The sequence below is a fragment of the Thermobacillus sp. genome, assembly GCF_003390775.1.
In the GTDB taxonomy this organism is placed as follows: domain Bacteria; phylum Bacillota; class Bacilli; order Paenibacillales; family Paenibacillaceae; genus Thermobacillus; species Thermobacillus xylanilyticus.
In genome coordinates, this window is record NZ_QEWA01000027.1 from 29,552 (window position 1) to 43,642 (window position 14,091).

Below are 14,091 nucleotides of genomic sequence, written 5' to 3' on the forward strand. Positions count from 1 at the left end.
CGCCGCTTCGTGCGGGCTCGGTTGCGTACACGTCTTGCAGGCCGGAGGGATAGTTCGTGGGCGTCGACCTCAAAGCAGCGCGTATGCGTGAATATGAATCGAGATCGGACGAAGACATTGTCGAGGCGGTGCGCGAAGGCGACAGCGATGCGCTGGAGTACCTGATCAACAAATACAAGAATTTTGTCCGGGCCAAGGCCAGGTCGTATTTCCTGATCGGCGCGGACCGCGAAGACATCGTCCAGGAAGGCATGATCGGCCTCTACAAGTCGATCCGCGACTTCAAGGGCGACAAGCTCGCGTCGTTCAAGGCGTTCGCCGAGCTGTGCATCACGCGGCAGATCATCACCGCCATCAAGACGGCCACCCGGCAGAAACATATCCCGCTGAACTCCTACATTTCGCTGGACAAGCCCATCTACGACGAGGATTCCGACCGGACGCTGATGGATGTTCTGAGCGGATCGCGCGTATCCGATCCCGAAGAACTGATCATCAACCAGGAAGAGTTCGTCGGGCTGGAGGACAAGATGGCCGAGATTCTGAGCGATCTCGAGCGCCAGGTGCTCATGCTCTATCTGGACGGCCGGTCCTACCAGGAGATTGCGGTCGATCTGGACCGGCACGTGAAGTCGATCGACAACGCGCTGCAGCGCGTCAAGCGCAAGCTCGAGCGCTACCTGGAAATCCGGAACGTCGGCGGATAAGGGCGCAAAACGGCCTGGCAAAGGCGCCCGGCGATTCGGAAGCGCTAACACTGGAAAACGCACGGCGATGGCGAAAGCCGGGGCGTCGGATGTCGGTGACGGATGCCGGAGAGGGATGCCGGTGGCGGATGCCTGGCGGCGATGCGAAGTCGGGACGGCCGGCGGCTTCCGGATGCGGATTTCGATGCACCGACGGAATTGGACCCAATATAGTGCAAAAATGCACCGGATTCGCGCGCCATACGCCGGTACCGCCCAATGTAGCGCAAAAATGCACCAAATTCCATTCGTGATCGTGATCATGTCGATGACGAGGAATGCGTTGTCGGCGTTTTTGCTTATCGGCGAGGTTCGGACGGGGGTATGTTCCGGACGTGAGGACTCGAGGACGGGTATGCAGCACCGGTGTGCGGCGCTGCGGGCGAGAATCGGTCGAAGGAAGGGTATGGAGGGGGCCTTTTTTGTTCATAATGGTTGAAACGGGAAACATTGGCGCGGCTCGCTGCGGAAAGCACCCGCACATTGTGCGTTGACACGGGACATCCGTTATGCTAAAGTGGTTTAGGTAGCCCCATATATTGCGAACGGTTTATTTTTTTTGCGCTTTATCCTGTGACCGGCCTTGCCGTACACGGGACGGCAGACCGTGTCGCCCGGGCAACTGATCCCGGCGGTTCGCCGGAATGCTGCACACGGCATTTTCATGTTCGGGAGGTGTACTTCACATGCGGGTGATCATTACGCTGGCTTGCACGAATTGCAAACAACGGAATTACACGACGACCAAGAACAAGCGGACGACCCCCGACCGCATCGAATTGAGGAAGTTCTGCAAGTTCTGCAACGAGCACACGCCTCACCGCGAGACGAGATAAGGCACTGGAGGTATTGACGTGACCTTCCTGGCGAGAATGAAACAGGGCTTCGGTTCGACGATCGCCTTTTTCTCCGACAGCTGGAACGAACTGAAGAAAGTCCGCTGGCCCAACCGCAAGGAGCTGACGAGCTACTCGATCGTCGTGTTTGTGGCGATTATCTTCGTGACGATCTACTTCTGGGTACTGGACATCATCATCTCCGAGCTGCTCGAACTGATCGTTTGATGAACGAATCCGAAGGTGGCCTGGATATGGAGAAACGATGGTATGTTGTCCATACGTACTCCGGGTATGAGAACAAGGTGAAAACGAATCTCGAGAAGCGGGTCGAATCGATGGGCATGCAGGACAAAATTTTCCGCGTGCTCGTCCCGACCGAGGAAGAAGTGGTCACCAAGGACGGAAAGAAGAAGACCGTTCAGCGCAAGGTGTATCCGGGCTATGTCCTCGTCGAGATGATTCAGACCGACGATTCCTGGTATGTCGTCCGCAACACGCCGGGCGTGACGGGGTTCGTCGGATCGACCGGATCGGGATCGAAGCCTACGCCGCTCATGCCGGAAGAAGTCGATCAGATCCTGAGACATATGGGCATGGAAGAGCCGAAACCGAAGATGGAATTCGAGCTGAAGGACACCGTCCGCGTCAAATACGGGCCTTTCACCGATTTCATCGGCACGGTGGAGGAAATCTTGTTCGACAAGAACAAGCTGAAAGTCCACGTCAATATGTTCGGAAGGGAAACCCCGCTTGAGCTCGATTATACTCAGGTGGAAAAAATATAATTATCCGGTTTCCGGCGTCCGCGCGCGCCTTGCGCGCGGCGGTGGGAGGGCTGCGGCAACATGCGTCCGGCGCGGCTGTTTGCGAAGCCGGCGTCCGATGCGTGGGAAGCGGTCCGTCTGACCACATTCCAGGGGCAGGAGGTGTTGCAAAATGGCAAAGAAAGTCATCAAGGTTGTGAAGCTGCAGGTTCCTGCGGGCAAGGCCAATCCGGCGCCGCCGATCGGTCCCGCGCTCGGTCAGGCCGGCGTGAACATCATGCAATTCTGCAAAGAGTTCAACGCCCGCACGGCTGACCAGGCTGGTCTGATCATTCCGGTCGTCCTTACCGTGTTCGAAGACCGTTCGTTCACGTTCGAGACGAAGACGCCGCCGGCAGCGGTGCTGCTTCGCATCGCGGCAGGCGTTGAGAAAGGCTCCGGCGAACCGAACAAGCGCAAGGTCGCCACGATCAAGCGCAGCAAAGTTCGCGAAATCGCCGAGCAGAAGATGCCCGACCTGAACGCGGCTTCCGTCGAAGCTGCGATGCGGATGGTCGAAGGAACGGCTCGTTCCATGGGCATTGTTGTAGAAGACTGATGGGTTTGGTTCCGCAGTCGCTCCGCGACTGCTTCGGTGAACGCTCCGCGTTCACTTTGGTCCCGCAGTCGCTCCGCGACTGCTTCGGTGAACGCTCCGCGTTCACTTTGGTCCCGCAGTCGCTCCGCGACTGCTTCGGTGAACGCTCCGCGTTCACTTTCGCGGATGCTTCGCATCCGCTTAAGTGGGAGGATGCCCGCAAGGGGATTGTCCGCTACAACCACACAAGGAGGAGAGCAACATGGCAAAGCGCGGCAAGAAATATCAGGAAGCCGCCAAGCTGATCGACCGCGACGCGGTTTATGAACCGCGCCAGGCGGTGGAGCTTGTGAAGAAAGCGGCAACCGCCAAGTTCGACGAATCGGTTGAAGTTGCCGTTCGTCTCGGCGTTGATCCGAAGAAGCAAGACCAGGCGGTGCGCGGTGTCGTCGTCCTGCCGCACGGCACGGGCAAGACGAAGCGCGTGCTCGTATTCGCCAAAGGCGAAAAAGCGAAAGAAGCTGAAGCAGCGGGCGCCGATTACGTCGGCGATTCCGACCTGATCAACAAGATCCAGCAAGGCTGGTTCGACTTCGACGTCTGCGTGGCGACGCCCGACATGATGGCTGAAGTCGGCAAGCTCGGCCGGATTCTCGGCGGCAAAGGGCTCATGCCGAACCCGAAGGCCGGCACGGTCACGTTCGACGTGGCGAAAGCCGTGCAGGAGATCAAGGCCGGCAAGATCGAATACCGTCTCGACCGCGCGGGTCAAATCCACGCGCCGATCGGCAAGGTGTCGTTCGAAGCCGAGAAGCTGGAAGAGAACCTGCGGGCGCTCATCGAAGCGCTGAACCGCGCGAAACCGGCGGCGGCCAAAGGGGTCTATCTGAAGAAGATCGCGATCTCTTCCACGATGGGTCCGAGCGTTACCGTCAATACGGCGGCCTATCGTTGATTCTCGAAAGGCGCACATCCAAATCGAATATGCGTACCGTAGACAGTAGGTGCCGCAAGGCTTAATGTCCTACCGAGGTGCTATGAATAGACGCGATCGCCGGACCGTTCGGAACCGGCGGCGCGAGTCATGGCCTCCGCTGTCTGCGGAGGCCATGTTCATGCATCGGGTACTGAGGCCGACGGGTTACGGATGCGCGACTCTATGCACGGGAGGTGTCCATCATGGCAAACGCCAGGATCATCCAGGAGAAGCAGCAGATCGTTGACGAAATCACGACGAAACTTCGCGAAAGCGCGGCAACGGTGATCACCGACTATCGCGGCCTGAACGTCGCGCAGGTGACGGAACTGCGCCGCAAGCTGCGCGAAGCGGGCATCGAATTCCGGGTGCTGAAGAACACCCTCATCCGCCGCGCAACGGCGAACGCCGAGCTGACGGAACTGGATTCGGTGCTCACCGGTCCGACGGCCGTTGCGTTCGGCAAGGACGATGTCGTGGCTCCGGCCAAGATTCTGAGCGAGTTCGCGAAGCAGAACGAAGCGCTCAAGATCAAGGGCGGCGTCGTCGAAGGCCGCGTGGTCGGCTTCGACGAAATCAAGGCGCTGGCGGATCTTCCGTCCCGCGAAGGCCTGCTCTCCATGCTGCTCAGCGTGCTGCAGGCTCCGATCCGCAACTTCGCGCTCGCCGTCAAGGCGGTCGCGGACAAGAAGGAAGCGGAAGCTTGATCGAACAGATGCATTGCGCATGATCCGCTGCCCGGCCGGGCAAGCGGCACAATAAATCAAATTCGATGGAGGGTTATCCATGTCGAAGGAACAAATTCTTGAAGCGATCAAGGGCATGACGGTCCTTGAACTGAACGAACTGGTAAAAGCGATCGAAGAAGAATTCGGCGTAACGGCCGCAGCTCCGGTTGCGGTTGTTGCAGGCGGCGCAGCCGGCGGTGCCGAAGCTGCTGAACAATCGGAATTCGATGTCATCCTGGCAAACGCCGGCGCATCGAAGATCAATGTCATCAAGGTTGTCCGCGAAGTTACGGGCCTCGGCCTGAAGGAAGCGAAAGACCTGGTCGACAACGCTCCGAAGCCGCTGAAAGAGAAGGTCAGCAAGGAAGAGGCCGAGTCGATCAAGGCGAAGCTCGAAGAAGCTGGCGCTACCGTCGAACTGAAGTAATCGTCTGTGTCGAACCCCTTGAAGCATGGCTTCGGGGGGTTCGTCGTCATTATGGCCAGGTGCGCGGCAACCGGCCGGGAGGTGTGCTGCATGTCCGAACACTATTACACGAAGACGCCGCGGTCTGTCAGCGACCGAAAGCGGATCGAAGCGGTGCTGCGCGGCAGACGGCTGGCATTTGCAACGGATGCGGGGGTCTTTTCGAAATCGGGCGTCGACTTCGGCAGCAGGCTGCTGATCGAGACGGCGGACATCCCGGACGGCGCGCGCGTGCTGGACGTCGGCTGCGGTTACGGCCCGATCGGCCTCGCGATCGCGGCCGCGAAGCCGTCCGCGCACGTCACCATGATTGACATCAACGAGCGGGCCGTGAAGCTGGCACGCGAGAACGCGGAACGGAACGGCATCCGCAATGTGACGATTCTGGAAAGCGATCTGTTCGAGGCGGTGCGCGATCAGACCTTCGACGCCGTGCTGACCAATCCGCCGATCCGGGCCGGGAAGGCGGTCGTGCATCGGATTTTCGAAGAGGCTTTTGAGCGGCTGGTCCCGGGCGGCGCGCTGTGGGTCGTCATCCAGAAGAAGCAGGGGGCTCCTTCGGCCGAAGCGAAGCTGGAAGATATTTTCGGAGCAGACAACGTGAGGATGGCGGCACGGGACAAAGGTTATTACATTCTGCGGGCGGAGCGGTCAAACATTTGTTGACTCGCCTTCTTGCCTGTGATATCATTATAAAATGTCAGCATTAAAATAGGGCACAAGTCTTTTGTCCGCCGTTTGTCAAGTGCAAATTTCAATAGGCGGAACGGACCGTGTCCATGATCCGGCGGATTCAGGTATAATGACTGTCTTTTCGGTGAAAATGATTAAACATATGGGGATTTCTGCCTCAACCGGAGGAGTGCGGCGCTTCGGCCGTTTTCCGTTTTCGCGGCTGCCCGCGCGCGGCAGGTACCGGTTCGGCGGCGATTCGCGGCACGACGGTCTTCAACCGGGCGCATGCGTCCGGTAAGGCCTTTCTTTCGTCTATGGGCGTTTTCAGGCCGCCGCTAAATACCGCGGCGGATTGATCATATAGCAAGGCAAGGCTGCAAGTCAACCATGAGGGGTGGGGTAAAGTTGGCAGGACATCTCGTTCAGTATGGCCGACGCACGCGCAGGAGCTATTCCCGCATCAAAGAAGTGCTCGAAGTACCGAACCTGATTGAAATCCAGCAGAAATCGTATCAGAAATTTCTGGAACGCGATCTGCTCGAGCTGTTCCAGGACATTTCGCCGATTACGGATTTCACGGGCAACTTGTCGCTCGAGTTCATCGACTATTCCTTGGGCGAACCGAAATATACGGTGGATGATGCGAAGGAACGCGATGTGACGTACGCTGCTCCGCTCCGCGTCAAGGTGCGCCTCATCAACAAGGAGACCGGCGAGGTGAAGGAGCAGGAGGTGTTCATGGGCGATTTTCCGCTCATGACCGAGACCGGCACGTTCATCATCAACGGCGCGGAACGCGTCATTGTCAGCCAGTTGGTCCGATCCCCCAGCGTGTACTTCAGCACGAAGGTTGACAAGAACGGCAAGAAGACTTACACGGCGACGGTTATCCCGAACCGCGGCGCATGGCTCGAGTTCGAGACGGACGCGAAGGACATCATCTACGTCCGGATCGACCGCACGCGGAAGATTCCGGTCACCGTGCTGCTCCGCGCCCTCGGTTTCGGCACGGATGCCGAAATTCTCGACTTGCTCGGTCAGGATGAGTTCATCCGCAACACCCTCGACAAGGACAACACCGATTCCGTCGAGAAGGCGCTCATCGAAATCTATGAACGGCTCCGTCCGGGCGAACCGCCGACGCTCGAGAACGCGAAGAGTCTGCTCGTCGCCCGTTTCTTCGATCCGAAGCGGTATGACCTGGCGAACGTGGGCCGCTACAAGATCAACAAGAAACTGAACATCAAGAACCGGCTGTTCAATCAGAGGCTCGCGGAGACGCTCGTCGATCCGTCGACCGGCGAGATTATCGCCGAAGCGGGCCAGGTGATCGACCGCCGGCTGCTTGATCAGATTACGCCGTACCTGGATGGCGGCGTCGGCTTCAAGACGTACCATGTCGCGAACGGGGTGCTGGATGCCGACAGTATTCCCCTTCAGGCAATCAGCGTATTCTCGCCCAATGAGGACGGGAAGATCGTCAAGATCATCTCGAACGGCAATATCGACAAGTCGGTCAAGCACATTACGCCGGCCGACATCATCGCGTCGATCAACTATTTCATCAATCTGCTGCACGGCATCGGCAGCACGGACGACATTGACCACCTCGGCAACCGCCGCCTCCGTTCGGTCGGCGAGCTGCTGCAGAACCAGTTCCGCATCGGCCTCTCCCGGATGGAACGCGTCGTCCGCGAGCGGATGTCGATCCAGGACGCGAATGCGATCACGCCGCAGGCGCTGATCAACATCCGTCCGGTCATCGCGGCGATCAAGGAATTCTTCGGCAGCTCGCAGCTGTCGCAGTTCATGGACCAGACGAACCCGCTGGCCGAGCTTACGCACAAGCGCCGGCTGTCCGCGCTCGGTCCGGGGGGGCTTACGCGGGAACGCGCGGGCTTCGAAGTGCGCGACGTCCATCCGTCCCACTACGGCCGGATGTGTCCGATCGAGACGCCGGAAGGTCCGAACATCGGCCTGATCAACTCGCTGTCGACGTACGCGCGGATCAACGAGTACGGCTTCATCGAGGCGCCGTACCGCCGCGTCGATCCGGAGACGGGCATCGTCACGGACCATATCGATTATATGACGGCGGATGAAGAGGACAACTACGTCATCGCGCAGGCGAACGCCGCGCTGACGCCGGAAGGCAAATTCGCGGACGACATGGTGATCGTCCGCTACAACAAGCAGGCGGACAACATCCTGACGATGCCGAGCGACCGCGTCGACTACATGGACGTGTCGCCGAAACAGGTGGTTTCCGTCGCGACGGCGCTCATCCCGTTCCTTGAGAACGACGACTCGAACCGCGCGCTCATGGGCGCGAACATGCAGCGCCAGGCCGTGCCGCTGCTCGTGCCGGAAGCGCCGCTCGTCGGCACCGGCATGGAGTACAAGGCGGCGAAGGACTCGGGCGTCTGCATCGTCTCGAAGTACGACGGCATCATCGAGCGCGTCACCGCGAACGAGATCTGGCTGCGCCGCGTCGAGACGATCGACGGCAAGCAGGTGACCGGCGATCTCGTGAAATACAAGCTGCACAAGTTCGAACGTTCGAACCAGGGCACCTGCATCAACCAGCGCCCGATCGTGAAGAAGGGCGAGTTCGTGAAGAAAGGCGACATTCTGGCGGACGGTCCGTCGACCGACCAGGGCGAACTGGCGCTCGGCCGCAACGTCGTCGTCGCCTTCATGACCTGGGAAGGGTACAACTACGAGGACGCGATCCTGCTTAGCGAGAAGCTGGTCAAGGAAGACGTGTACACCTCGATCCATATCGAAGAATACGAGTCCGAAGCGCGCGACACGAAGCTCGGACCCGAAGAGATTACGCGCGACATTCCGAACGTCGGTGAAGACGCGCTGAAGAACCTCGACGAGCGCGGCATCATCCGCGTCGGCGCCGAGATCAGCGCGGGCGACATCCTCGTCGGCAAGGTGACGCCGAAGGGCGTGACCGAGCTGACGGCGGAAGAGCGGCTGCTGCACGCGATCTTCGGTGAGAAGGCGCGCGAAGTGCGCGACACGTCGCTCCGCGTGCCGCACGGCACCGACGGCATTGTCGTCGACGTCAAGGTGTTCACCCGCGAGAACGGCGACGAGCTGCCGCCGGGCGTGAACCAGCTCGTGCGCGTGTACATCGCGCAGAAGCGGAAGATTTCCGAAGGCGACAAGATGGCCGGACGCCACGGCAACAAGGGGGTCATCGCGCGCATCATGCCGGAGGAAGACATGCCGTTCCTGCCGGACGGCACGCCGGTCGACGTCGTGCTGAACCCGCTCGGCGTTCCGTCGCGGATGAACATCGGTCAGGTGCTCGAAGTGCACCTCGGCATGGCGTGCAAGCGGATGGGAATCTACGCCGCGACGCCAGTCTTCGACGGCGCGAACGAGGAAGACGTGTTCAACGCGATGGAAGAAGCCGGCATGCAGCGCAACGGCAAGACGATCCTGTACGACGGCCGGACGGGCGAACCGTTCGAGCGGGAAGTCACCGTCGGCGTCATGTACATGATCAAGCTGGCCCACATGGTCGACGACAAGATCCACGCCCGTTCGACCGGTCCGTACTCGCTCGTCACCCAGCAGCCGCTGGGCGGCAAGGCGCAGTTCGGCGGCCAGCGGTTCGGCGAGATGGAAGTGTGGGCGCTTGAAGCATACGGCGCCGCCTATACATTGCAGGAGATTCTGACCGTCAAATCCGACGACGTCGTCGGACGGGTGAAGACGTACGAATCGATCGTCAAGGGCGAAAACGTCCCCGAACCGGGCGTTCCGGAGTCGTTCAAGGTCCTCATCAAGGAACTTCAGAGCCTCGGCATGGACGTGAAGATCCTGACCGAGAACGAAGAAGAGATCGAGATGAGGGAGATCGACGACGAGGAAGACGGCGCGGGCGACAAGCTCAACCTGAACCTCGAAGGATCGGAAGTCGGCATCGAGTGATCGGCGCCTCGTGACTTCATCGTCAGACAAGGCATCGCCGCCCCTTCCCTGACGGGCGGCCTCGCCTGCCTCGCGGCAGAGACTGAAGGAGGGTTGCTCCTTGTTGGATGTTAACAACTTCGAGTTTATGAAGATCGGTCTGGCTTCTCCGGACAAGATCCGTTCCTGGTCGCGCGGAGAAGTGAAGAAACCCGAGACGATCAACTATCGGACGCTCAAACCCGAGAAGGAAGGGCTGTTCTGCGAGAAAATTTTCGGTCCGACGAAGGACTGGGAGTGCCACTGCGGCAAGTACAAGCGCGTGCGCTACAAGGGCGTCGTCTGCGACCGCTGCGGCGTCGAAGTGACGCGCGCGAAGGTGCGCCGCGAGCGGATGGGCCACATCGAGCTGGCCGCCCCGGTGTCGCATATCTGGTATTTCAAAGGGATTCCGAGCCGGATGGGACTGGCGCTCGACATGTCGCCGCGTTCGCTCGAGGAAGTCATCTACTTCGCATCCTATGTCGTGACCGACCCGGGCGACACGCCGCTGGAGAAGAAGCAACTCCTCTCCGAGAAGGAATACCGCAGCTACCGCGAGAAATACGGCTACGGCTTCCAGGCCGGCATGGGCGCCGAAGCGATCAAGAAGCTGCTGATGGACATCGACCTCGACCGCGAGATCGAGATGCTCAAGGAAGAGCTGCGCACGGCGCAAGGCCAGCGGCGCAACCGCGCGATCAAGCGGCTTGAGGTTCTTGAGGCATTCCGCAATTCGGGCAACCGTCCGGAATGGATGATCCTCGACGTGCTGCCGGTCATTCCGCCGGAACTGCGCCCGATGGTGCAGCTGGACGGCGGCCGGTTCGCGACGAGCGACCTGAACGACCTGTATCGCCGCGTCATCAACCGGAACAACCGGCTGAAGCGGCTGCTCGATCTCGGCGCGCCGGACATCATCGTGCAGAACGAGAAGCGGATGCTGCAGGAAGCCGTTGACGCGCTGATCGACAACGGCCGCCGCGGCCGTCCGGTCACCGGACCGGGCAACCGTCCGCTGAAATCGCTCAGCCATATGCTGAAGGGCAAGCAGGGCCGGTTCCGTCAGAACCTGCTCGGCAAGCGGGTCGACTACTCCGGCCGTTCCGTCATCGTCGTCGGGCCGAGCCTGAAGATGTATCAGTGCGGCCTGCCGAAGGAGATGGCGCTGGAGCTGTTCAAGCCGTTCGTCATGAAGGAGCTCGTGAACAAGGGGCTCGCGCACAACATCAAGAGCGCAAAGCGCAAGGTCGAACGCGTCAGCCCGGAAGTCTGGGACGTGCTCGAGGAAGTCATTCGCGAGCACCCGGTGCTGCTGAACCGCGCGCCGACGCTCCACCGGCTCGGCATCCAGGCGTTCGAGCCGACGCTCGTCGAAGGCCGCGCGATCAAGCTGCACCCGCTCGTCTGTACGGCGTACAACGCCGACTTCGACGGCGACCAGATGGCCGTGCACGTGCCGCTCTCGGCTGAAGCGCAGGCGGAAGCGCGCCTGCTCATGCTCGCTTCGGGCAACATCCTGAACCCGAAGGACGGCAAGCCGGTCGTTACGCCTTCGCAGGACATGGTCCTCGGCAGCTACTATCTGACGATGGACAATCCCGAGGCGAAGGGCACGGGCATGATGTTCGCCACGGTGAACGAAGCGATCTCCGCGTACCACCGCGACATCGTGTCGCTTCACGCGCGGATCGTCATCCCGGCGCGCGCGCTGAACAAGAAGATGTTCACGGAAGAGCAGGAGCGCTCGCTCATTGTGACGACGGTCGGGAAACTGATTTTCAACGAGATTTTCCCGGACACGTTCCCGTACATCAACGAAGCGACGAAGGACAACCTGCTCAAGGGCACGCCGGAACGCTGGTTCGTCAAGGAGAAGGGCGCGGACGTGAACGCGTACATCGCCCAGCTCCCGATCGCCAGCGCGGTGGGCAAGGAATATCTCGGCCAGATCATCGCGGAATGCTTCCGCCTGTTCCAGACGACGACGACGTCGATCATTCTCGACAAGATCAAGCAGCTCGGCTTCACGTACTCGACGCGGGCCGGCATCACGATCGCGATCTCGGATGTCGTCGTGCCGGAAGCGAAGAAGGAGATTCTCGCCGAGTCCGAGGAGAAGGTCAGGGTCGTCACGAACCAGTACCGCCGCGGCCTGATCACGGACGAGGAACGTTACGACCGCGTCATCGAGATCTGGGGCCAGACGAAGGACCGGATCACGGACGTGCTCATGAAATCGATGGACCGCTACAACTCGATCATGCTCATGGTCGATTCGAAAGCGCGGGGCAACAAGTCGCAGATCACGCAGCTCGGCGGCATGCGCGGCCTGATGGCGACGCCGTCCGGCCGGATCTTCGAACTGCCGATCAAGTCGAACTTCCGCGAAGGGCTGACGGTCCTCGAGTACTTCATCTCGACGCACGGCGCGCGGAAAGGTCTCGCCGACACGGCGCTCCGGACCGCGGACTCGGGTTATCTGACCCGCCGTCTCGTCGACGTCGCGCAGGACGTCATCGTGCGCGAAGAAGACTGCGGTACGGATAAAGGGATTACCGTCACGAAGATCCACGACGGCAAGGAAGTCATCGAGGATCTGTACGACCGGATCGAAGGCCGCTATACGGCGGCGGCGGTGCGCCATCCGGAGACGGGCGAGATCATCGTCGGCAAGGGCGAAATGATCGATGCCGAGATCGCGGAGAAGATCATCGCCGCCGGCATCGAGAAGCTGGAGATCCGCTCCGTGCTCAGCTGCCGCGCCCGCCACGGCGTCTGCAAGATCTGCTACGGCCGCAACCTGGCGACCGGCAAGCATGTCGAGATCGGCGAAGCGGTCGGCATCATCGCGGCGCAGTCGATCGGCGAGCCGGGTACGCAGCTCACAATGCGGACGTTCCATACGGGCGGCGTCGCCGGCGACGACATCACGCAAGGTCTGCCGCGGATCCAGGAGCTGTTCGAAGCCCGGAATCCGAAAGGCCAGGCGACGATCTCCGAGATCGACGGCGTCGTCAAGGATATCCGCGACGCGAAAGACCGGCGCGAGATCGAAGTCGAAGGCGAAGCGGAGACGAAGGTTTACTCGGTCAGCTACGGTTCGCGCATCCGCGTGAACATCGGCGACCGCGTCGAAGCGGGCGACGAGCTGACGGACGGTTCGATCGACCCGAAGGAGATGCTCCGGATCAAGGGTATCCGCGGCGTGCAGAACTACATCCTGCAGGAAGTGCAGCGCGTCTACCGGAACCAGGGCGTCGAGATCAACGACAAGCATATCGAGGTCATGATCAAGCAGATGCTCCGGAAAATCCGGATCGTCGATGCGGGTGACACGCCGCTCCTGCCGGGTTCTTACGTCGACATCCACGAGTACGAGGCGGCGAACCGCGAAGCGATTCTCGCGGGCAAGGAGCCGGCCGTCGCGAAGCCGGTGCTGCTCGGCATCACGAAGGCGTCGCTCGAGACGGACTCCTTCCTGTCCGCCGCATCGTTCCAGGAGACGACGCGCGTGCTCACGGACGCCGCGATCAAGGGCAAGGTCGACCAGCTGCTCGGCCTGAAGGAGAACGTCATTATCGGCAAGCTGATTCCGGCGGGCACGGGCATGGCCCATTACCGGAACATTCGCTTCGCCGGTCTGGAAGAAGACGAGCAGCAATCGGAAGAAGTGCTTGAAGGCGTAGCGGTCGAATCCTGATGCGCCGGACCTTCCGTCAGGGCGCATCGGATGCGGCACACATCCGAGGATAACGTTTGACCCGATTCCGAGGAAGGCGGCCTGGGCCGGCCGGACGAACCGATCGTCCGGGCCGGCCCGGCGGCTGTCGGAGGGAGATTTCGAGCCGACCGGCCGCAAAACGGACAAGTCTCTCAATGAGAGGCGTCAGCCGTCTGGCTTGAAAGATAAGACCCGACAGGCAGCTCGCTTGTCAAATGACTGATCTTTCACCGCAAATGGGTGCACGGTTTTGGAAGATGCCATTGCAAGCCGTTTTGCTTGACACACCCTGGCAGCAGGTGATACTATATCGGAGTGTGCCTGTAAGGATGGGGATCGTGCGCCTTCGCGAAAGAGAGGAGTCTCCATGCCCTGGAAGATCGGCACCAAGCAAACGACGAAAGCTGTGGAGCAAGGATTGGCCGCGCGGGTATTCGTCGCGCGCGATGCAGATCCTCGGTTGACGGGCAAGCTTGTGGAGCTCTGCCGCAAAGCGGAGATCGAGGTCGAATGGGTGGACCGGATGGCCGATCTCGGCAAGCATTGCGGGATCGACGTCGGGGCCGCCTCGGCCGCCTGGATTCCGGATGGACCGTAAAGCAGACAGCGTTCGCGCCGGATTTCGCC

General features: G+C 60.6%; 12 protein-coding genes and 1 other annotated feature. All 12 genes read left to right on the forward strand.

All coding sequences use genetic code 11. The features are described from left to right. Positions 1–56: 56 nt before the first annotated feature. The 12 genes from sigH to C6W55_RS03610 all read left to right on the forward strand — a co-directional run bounded on the left by sigH (position 57) and on the right by C6W55_RS03610 (position 14,062). Positions 57–707 carry an RNA polymerase sporulation sigma factor SigH gene (gene sigH, locus C6W55_RS03555; RefSeq protein ID WP_015253268.1) on the forward strand — a complete coding sequence of 217 codons (651 nt, stop codon included), beginning with the start codon at positions 57–59 and terminating at the stop codon, positions 705–707. A 725-nt stretch (positions 708–1,432) separates the two neighbouring features. After that, positions 1,433–1,582: a 50S ribosomal protein L33 gene (gene rpmG / locus C6W55_RS03560; protein WP_015253271.1), complete on the forward strand. Its 150-nt coding sequence runs from the start codon at positions 1,433–1,435 to the stop codon at positions 1,580–1,582. A gap of 18 nt (positions 1,583–1,600) precedes the next feature. Then, positions 1,601–1,810 (forward strand): preprotein translocase subunit SecE, encoded by a 210-nt coding sequence (gene secE / locus C6W55_RS03565; RefSeq protein ID WP_015253272.1) that lies wholly within the window; start codon positions 1,601–1,603, stop codon positions 1,808–1,810. 26 nt (positions 1,811–1,836) lie between these two features. After that, on the forward strand, positions 1,837–2,370 hold the full coding sequence (gene nusG, locus C6W55_RS03570; RefSeq protein WP_015253273.1) for a transcription termination/antitermination protein NusG: 534 nt from the start codon (positions 1,837–1,839) through the stop codon (positions 2,368–2,370). 151 nt (positions 2,371–2,521) lie between these two features. Continuing rightward, positions 2,522–2,947, forward strand: a complete 426-nt coding sequence (gene rplK, locus C6W55_RS03575) for a 50S ribosomal protein L11 (protein WP_213483697.1) — start codon at positions 2,522–2,524, stop codon at positions 2,945–2,947. A gap of 241 nt (positions 2,948–3,188) precedes the next feature. Beyond that, on the forward strand, positions 3,189–3,881 hold the full coding sequence (gene rplA / locus C6W55_RS03580) for a 50S ribosomal protein L1 (RefSeq protein WP_015253275.1): 693 nt from the start codon (positions 3,189–3,191) through the stop codon (positions 3,879–3,881). A gap of 18 nt (positions 3,882–3,899) precedes the next feature. After that, positions 3,900–4,051: a sequence feature (ribosomal protein L10 leader region), on the forward strand. 54 nt (positions 4,052–4,105) lie between these two features. After that, the gene (gene rplJ / locus C6W55_RS03585; RefSeq protein WP_286891503.1) at positions 4,106–4,609 is read left to right on the forward strand and encodes a 50S ribosomal protein L10; all 504 of its coding nucleotides are present in this window, start codon (positions 4,106–4,108) and stop codon (positions 4,607–4,609) included. Between the two features lie 79 nt (positions 4,610–4,688). Then, positions 4,689–5,057 carry a 50S ribosomal protein L7/L12 gene (gene rplL / locus C6W55_RS03590; protein ID WP_015253277.1) on the forward strand — a complete coding sequence of 123 codons (369 nt, stop codon included), beginning with the start codon at positions 4,689–4,691 and terminating at the stop codon, positions 5,055–5,057. Positions 5,058–5,147: 90 nt separating this feature from the next. After that, a complete protein-coding gene (locus C6W55_RS03595) occupies positions 5,148–5,762 on the forward strand; it encodes a class I SAM-dependent methyltransferase (protein WP_286891505.1) in 615 nt (204 codons plus the stop codon). Positions 5,763–6,158: 396 nt separating this feature from the next. Then, a complete protein-coding gene (gene rpoB / locus C6W55_RS03600) occupies positions 6,159–9,722 on the forward strand; it encodes a DNA-directed RNA polymerase subunit beta (protein WP_286891507.1) in 3,564 nt (1,187 codons plus the stop codon). 100 nt (positions 9,723–9,822) lie between these two features. After that, positions 9,823–13,443, forward strand: coding sequence for a DNA-directed RNA polymerase subunit beta' (gene rpoC, locus C6W55_RS03605; protein WP_286891509.1), 3,621 nt, complete (start codon positions 9,823–9,825; stop codon positions 13,441–13,443). Positions 13,444–13,831: 388 nt separating this feature from the next. Further along, complete coding sequence (locus C6W55_RS03610; protein ID WP_015253281.1) at positions 13,832–14,062, forward strand: ribosomal L7Ae/L30e/S12e/Gadd45 family protein; 231 nt, start codon at positions 13,832–13,834, stop codon at positions 14,060–14,062. Positions 14,063–14,091: the final 29 nt, after the last annotated feature.

Bases quoted from the DNA above. Each gene is read 5' to 3' on its own strand.
- rpmG (WP_015253271.1), top strand. From the start codon at position 1,433: ATGCGGGTGATCATTACGCTGGCTTGCACGAATTGCAAACAACGGAAT.
- nusG (WP_015253273.1), top strand. From the start codon at position 1,837: ATGGAGAAACGATGGTATGTTGTCCATACGTACTCCGGGTATGAGAAC.
- rplK (WP_213483697.1), top strand. From the start codon at position 2,522: ATGGCAAAGAAAGTCATCAAGGTTGTGAAGCTGCAGGTTCCTGCGGGC.
- rplA (WP_015253275.1), top strand. From the start codon at position 3,189: ATGGCAAAGCGCGGCAAGAAATATCAGGAAGCCGCCAAGCTGATCGAC.
- rplJ (WP_286891503.1), top strand. From the start codon at position 4,106: ATGGCAAACGCCAGGATCATCCAGGAGAAGCAGCAGATCGTTGACGAA.
- rplL (WP_015253277.1), top strand. From the start codon at position 4,689: ATGTCGAAGGAACAAATTCTTGAAGCGATCAAGGGCATGACGGTCCTT.
- C6W55_RS03595 (WP_286891505.1), top strand. From the start codon at position 5,148: ATGTCCGAACACTATTACACGAAGACGCCGCGGTCTGTCAGCGACCGA.
- rpoB (WP_286891507.1), top strand. From the start codon at position 6,159: ATGAGGGGTGGGGTAAAGTTGGCAGGACATCTCGTTCAGTATGGCCGA.
- C6W55_RS03610 (WP_015253281.1), top strand. From the start codon at position 13,832: ATGCCCTGGAAGATCGGCACCAAGCAAACGACGAAAGCTGTGGAGCAA.